Below are 5,339 nucleotides of genomic sequence, written 5' to 3'. Positions count from 1 at the left end.
TCATTACACCACATGGAGGTATTTTTTTCTACACGTGAAAATCGCTCAGGTTAGGTTTTAATTTTGTCGGCCCATGACCGAACCTATCAGACAGCTTACCCCCTAGTTGAAACTAATGCAAGAAAAACACATTAAAAAAATGCTATAAACAGGCGGGAAATTGGTATATTCTCTATCGACATCATGATTAATCTATCCACAGCCGGTCTGCGGGCCGACATTCTGCATGAAACCCGGAACTTCTTCCGCAGCCGGGGTTTTCTGGAGGCTGACACGCCCCTGCTGGCAGAGAAGGTGATCCCCGAACCGACCATCGAGCTTTTTCCGGTCCGTTTTTCCAACCCCTACGGCGGAGACAGGGAGCTCTACCTTCTGCCGTCGCCGGAATACTGGCTCAAGAAGCTTCTGAAGATGTTTCCGGAAACCCCGGTTTTCCAGCTGGCCAGGGCCTTTCGCAACCGGGAACAGTCCGGGCGGCTCCATAATATCGAGTTCACCATGCTTGAGTGGTACCGGCCGGGCTGCGATTACCGGGATATCGAGGCGGAGACCCGGGAATATATTACAGCCATGGCAGACTCTGCGGGAGTCATGATTCCCGGATTCCGCAGCATGACGGTTGAGGAGGCTTTTACCCGTTATGCGGGTCTCGAGCTTCCATCTCTATGCGATGACGGTGAGGCACTCCGCCGGGTGCTGGCGGAGCGGGATATTTTCTTTTCCCCTTCGGACGACTGGAACGATCTTTTTCAGCGCCTTTTCATCACGCTTATCGAGCCTGCGCTGCCGTCTGAGATGCCGCTTTTTCTCTACGACTACCCTGCGGGGATTACCTGCCTGGCCCGGGAAAAAGAGGACGGACCCTACCGCGAACGCTGGGAACTCTACTGGAAGGGTATCGAGCTTGCCAACTGCTACACGGAAATGACCGACCCGGAAACCGTAAAGTCTTTCCTCGCGGAGGAAGCGGCGGAAAAGGAGCGGAGTGCTGTTGTCAGGGTAAATCCGGACACCGAATACTGGCGTACCTTTCAAGTCCCCTACCCTGCCTCCTCCGGGGTGGCCCTGGGCTTCGACCGGCTCCTCATGCTCCTTGCGGGTAAGGAGAACCTGGAGGATGTTATCTACTTTCCCTTTACTCCGTGATTGAGCTTCGCGGTATACGGATACAGAAACGGGGGCTTGGTGATTTGCGGAGTTCCAGGCTGCCGCCGATCTGATCGGTCAGGGCGCTGATGAGCCTCAAGCCCAGGGTTTCGGGGTTTTCCAGGTCGATATCCTCCGGAAAGGGAGGGCCGTTATTTTCCAGGGAAAAAAGAAAACCCTCCTCTTCTCCGTCGGGGCTAAGATCTATGCTGAACACTGCCTCCACAGAATCAGAGAAGGCGTATTTCACGGCATTTATGGCTATCTCGTTCACAATCAGCCCGAGGGGTATCGCCATTTTGGCGGGGAGTCGAATCTCGTCCACAGTATTCAGAACTTTTACCTCCCGTCCCGAAAATCCGTCAAAGATACTCCCCAGAAGATCACTGCAGTACTCGTTAAAGGAGATGCTGCTTAAATCGCTGCTCTGGTAAAGAAGTTCATGGACGATCCGGATGGCGTCAATCTGGCCCTTTATATCCGACAGGTTGGTTCCTGAGGAGGACTCCTTCAAGCTGACCAGGGAGCTGATCATCTGCAGGTTGTTCTTTACCCGGTGGATTATCTCACGTACCAGAAACTCCCGCTCTTTCAGGGTCTGCTGAAGTTCCTGATTCAGGTTGTGCATCTCATTCTTAGCCCGGAGCGGTTCCGTCACGTCCCGGCAGAAGCAGACGAGCCGGCCGTCGTCGGAGTCGATGTAGGATGCCGAGATATCCACGGTAAAGACGCTTCCGTTCCTGCGGCGATGATTGGTCTGGAAGTGTTCCGATCCGACGGATAGAATCCGTTTGATTCTTTCCCGCGTTAGCTCTGGGGCCTCATCGGCATCAATATCGGATATACTCATTCCCAGGAACTCTTCTCGGGAATAGCCCGACATGGCAAGGTATGCTTCGTTCACATCAACAACCCGGCCCTCCATATCGAGAACCCAGAAGCCGTCCAGGCTGGTATGCAGAATGGTGGATAAGTAGTGTCGCTCCCTGGTAAGCCGTTTTTCCGCCTCCTTTACACGGGTTATATCCTGAGCGGAACCGTCGATCAGGAAGCTTCCGTCCGCCTGGATATCCCTGGCCCTGGCGCTGATATTCAGCCACCGCAGATTTCCTTTCAATGTTTTAACCTGCAGTTCAAAATCATCCACCCTCCCCGATTCCTCCAGGACCTTCAGCAGCTCCCGGCGCTTTTCAGCCCGAACGTAGAGTCCGCTTTCAAGATCAGAGAAAAAGGAAAGCGCCTCCCGGGGAGACGAGGCTTCGAGGATATCTGCCATTGTCCAGTTTACCTGCAGGGCTTCTCCGGAGGAACTGGTCAGAAAGATACCCACCGGGGCCTTCTCAAAAAGTTCGCGATACGGCCCCTCCCGGGTTACCGACCCTTCGCGGGGCTCCACGGTATTCAGTTCCTCGGAATAGATAATGATGCCTCCCACTGAGCTGTCGCTGTTGTACCAGGGGCGACATTCCCAGCGCGAATAGACGATTGAACCATCCTTTCTTTCATAATAGTCATAGTCGTTACTCAGAACTTCCCCCTGCAGGGCCCGCCGGTGGACCTCCCGCCATTTCGGCGGGATATCAGGAAACACTTCATAATGGCTTTTGCCTATTATGGAATCAAGGTTCACGTTGAAATCCTGCAGGTAGCGCCTGCTCCCGTACAGGTAGCGCAGCTCTGTGTCAAAAACAGCTATATCGTTGGGATTGTGTTCAATGATATAGCGGAACAGTTCTTCCCGCTCCTTCACTATGCGCCGGGACTCAAAGAGTTCAAAGGCCATGTGAATGGCTTCCATCAACACAAACTCTCCGGAACTTTTTAAGACATATCCATAGCGAGTAATTCCCCGCACCTTTTCCACCATCTCCTTCTCGGAATGGCTGGTTAGAAATATAACAGGAATCTCATGATTCTCGAGGATCTGTTCGGCAGCCTGGGTGCCGTCCATGCCTCTGCCCAGGTCTATATCCATCAGCACCAGGGAGATTTCCGGATCTTCATCCACCGCGGCGACTGCGGCTTCACCGTTAAAGACTGTTTGTGTTTTATAGTCATGCTTTGCAATGGCCCCGGCAGTAGCCATCGCAATGAGAGCTTCGTCTTCGACAATGAGGATCTTTTTCGACATTCGACCTGCTCCAGGAATGTTGTTAAGTATTATAAGAAATGAGCAGGTATATGGCAAATTTCATATCCGGGGATTTCTCACCCTCCGGGGCCGCCTGTTTTTCATGCCGGGGTCTCGATTAAATCCGGGATATATTCTATACTTGTGCCTCATCAACACTGAATCTTAATTTCGTACTCAGGATAAAGGATAGAGGCGTTACAATGATCAAAGCAGGACAGATTGACCAGGGAATGTTTCTCCTGGAAAAGGGCGAACCCTATGCCGTTGTTGAGCGGGAGTTTGTCAACCCCGGCAAGGGTTCAGCCTTCGTACGTTTAAAGCTCAAACACGTGGTTTCCGGTTCGGTCCTGAAACCGACCTACAAAACCCAGGACACTGTGGAGGAGTGCATCGTGGAAGACCACGACTGCCAGTACCTCTATTCCGACGGTGAGAACTACCATTTCATGGACGCATCGACCTATGAACAGTTCGAGGTTTCCGCTGCAGGCGGCATGGAAGACAAGGGTCTTTTCATGAAGGACGGCGAAACCTACCGCGTGGTCTTCTGGGAAGGCAAACCCATCGATATCAAGATACCCTACAAGGTGGTCTACGAGGTAACCGAGGCCGAAGACGCCGTCAAGGGCGACACGGTTACCGGCGCCACCAAGGTCGTAAAGGTGGAAACCGGGCTCTCCGTAAAGGTTCCGATCTTCATCAAGCAGGGCGAGAGAATCATGGTGAATACCGAGACCCGGGAGTATGTTGAACGGGTAAACAATTGAGTTTTCCCGCGGAACTTATCAACAAGCGCGTTCCCCTCAATTTTATGGGGGAACGCCTTTTTTTTGATCTTTCCCATGCCCTTTTCTCCAGTTACAAGATCGACGACGGAAGCCGCCTGCTCCTCAAAACCCTGGCACAACACGGAAACCTCCCTGAACGCCGGTCCTTCCTGGATGTGGGCTGCGGCGTGGGAACCCTGGGCCTGGCCCTGAAGAAGGTCAGGCCCGAGGCTGAGCTTTCAATCTGCGACCGTGACGCCCTGGCGGTGGAGATGAGTCTGCACAACGCCGGGATCAACAGGATTGCAGTGGCCGGCGCCGAACCTGCCCTTATGCACTGCCTCAAGAACAGGCCATCGGACCTTGTGGTCAGCAATGTTCCGGCCAAAGCCGGAACCCCCGTTCACCAGGCCTTTGTTTCAGGGTTGACGGGCCTGCTGAATCCGGGAGGTATCGCAGCTCTGGTTGTCGTAAGCCCCCTGGAGGAGGCTTTTCGCAGGTATGCCGCAGCAGCAGGGTTTGAGATTCTCTACGAGGAGAAGACCGCCAACCACCTGGTACTGCATCTTTCGCCTGCAGACCCGGAACAAAAAAGTGAAGATAGACCCGAAGAACTGGGCGCGGCCTTCAAGCGACGCGGCGAGTTCGAAATGGCCGGAGAAAAATATACCCTGGAAACTGTCTACGGCCTGCCGGAATTCGATACCCCCGCCTACGGGACTCAGACTGCGGCATCCATCGCGGACAAACGGGCTTCCGGACGGGTTCTTTTTGTAAATCCGGGGCAGGGACACCTGCCCGTCTGCCTGGCCCGGAAGGCCTCGTATAATTCCGCCGTCGTCGCCGGACGGGACCTTCTTCAGCTCAAAGTCACTGCCCGCAACCTGGCACTGAACAGCCCGGAACTGCCGGCGGAGGTTCTGCCTGTACCTTTTCCGGCGGAAACAGGTGCTGTGACCGGTTCCTTCGACAGTATCTGCATGACCCTGGAGACGATCCCGGGTGTTTCGCCGGACTTTGGAATGCCGGCACTCGGGAAAACCCTCAAACCAAAAGGCGAGCTGCTGGTTCACGGTAAAAGCTCAGAAATCCATCTTTTTCTGAAAGCCCTCAAGGGATTCGAGCTCCGGGGAAACAAAAAATACCGGGGATTCCGGGCAGTACACTTACGGAAAACTGTTCAGGGATAAGGGAAAGAGCCCTTTTATCTCTTTCAACTCCTCTGCTTCTATGATATCCTAACCTGAGCGATTTTCACGTGTAGAAAAAAATACCTCCATGTGGTGTAATGA

The 5,339-nt window shown here is 53.6% G+C and carries 4 protein-coding genes; 3 read left to right on the top strand and 1 reads right to left on the bottom strand.

The window, feature by feature from the left end; translation table 11 throughout:
* Positions 1 to 183 precede the first annotated feature (183 nt).
* Positions 184 to 1,146, top strand: coding sequence for an EF-P lysine aminoacylase GenX (locus B4O97_RS18920; RefSeq protein WP_083053086.1), 963 nt, complete (start codon positions 184 to 186; stop codon positions 1,144 to 1,146).
* Here B4O97_RS18920 and B4O97_RS18915 read toward each other — a convergent pair.
* A complete protein-coding gene (locus B4O97_RS18915) occupies positions 1,136 to 3,277 on the bottom strand; it encodes a PAS domain S-box protein (RefSeq protein WP_083053085.1) in 2,142 nt (713 codons plus the stop codon). The genes B4O97_RS18920 and B4O97_RS18915 overlap by 11 nt on opposite strands.
* Before the next feature lie 203 nt (positions 3,278 to 3,480).
* Between B4O97_RS18915 and efp the strand changes: the two genes are divergently transcribed.
* Together efp and B4O97_RS18905 are read left to right on the top strand one after the other, a co-directional pair.
* Complete coding sequence (gene efp, locus B4O97_RS18910) at positions 3,481 to 4,047, top strand: elongation factor P (protein ID WP_083053084.1); 567 nt, start codon at positions 3,481 to 3,483, stop codon at positions 4,045 to 4,047.
* Positions 4,044 to 5,237 (top strand): methyltransferase, encoded by a 1,194-nt coding sequence (locus tag B4O97_RS18905; RefSeq protein WP_083053083.1) that lies wholly within the window; start codon positions 4,044 to 4,046, stop codon positions 5,235 to 5,237. The genes efp and B4O97_RS18905 overlap by 4 nt, the downstream gene beginning before the upstream one ends.
* Positions 5,238 to 5,339: the final 102 nt, after the last annotated feature.

Source organism: Marispirochaeta aestuarii (assembly GCF_002087085.1).
GTDB lineage: Bacteria > Spirochaetota > Spirochaetia > JC444 > Marispirochaetaceae > Marispirochaeta > Marispirochaeta aestuarii.
The sequence above is the reverse complement of the archived record's forward strand: the minus strand, read 5'-3'. Positions and strand labels throughout refer to the sequence as shown.

Coding starts and splice junctions, on each gene's coding strand:
- B4O97_RS18915 (WP_083053085.1), bottom strand. CDS start 3,277: ATGTCGAAAAAGATCCTCATTGTCGAAGACGAAGCTCTCATTGCGATG.
- B4O97_RS18920 (WP_083053086.1), top strand. CDS start 184: ATGATTAATCTATCCACAGCCGGTCTGCGGGCCGACATTCTGCATGAA.
- efp (WP_083053084.1), top strand. CDS start 3,481: ATGATCAAAGCAGGACAGATTGACCAGGGAATGTTTCTCCTGGAAAAG.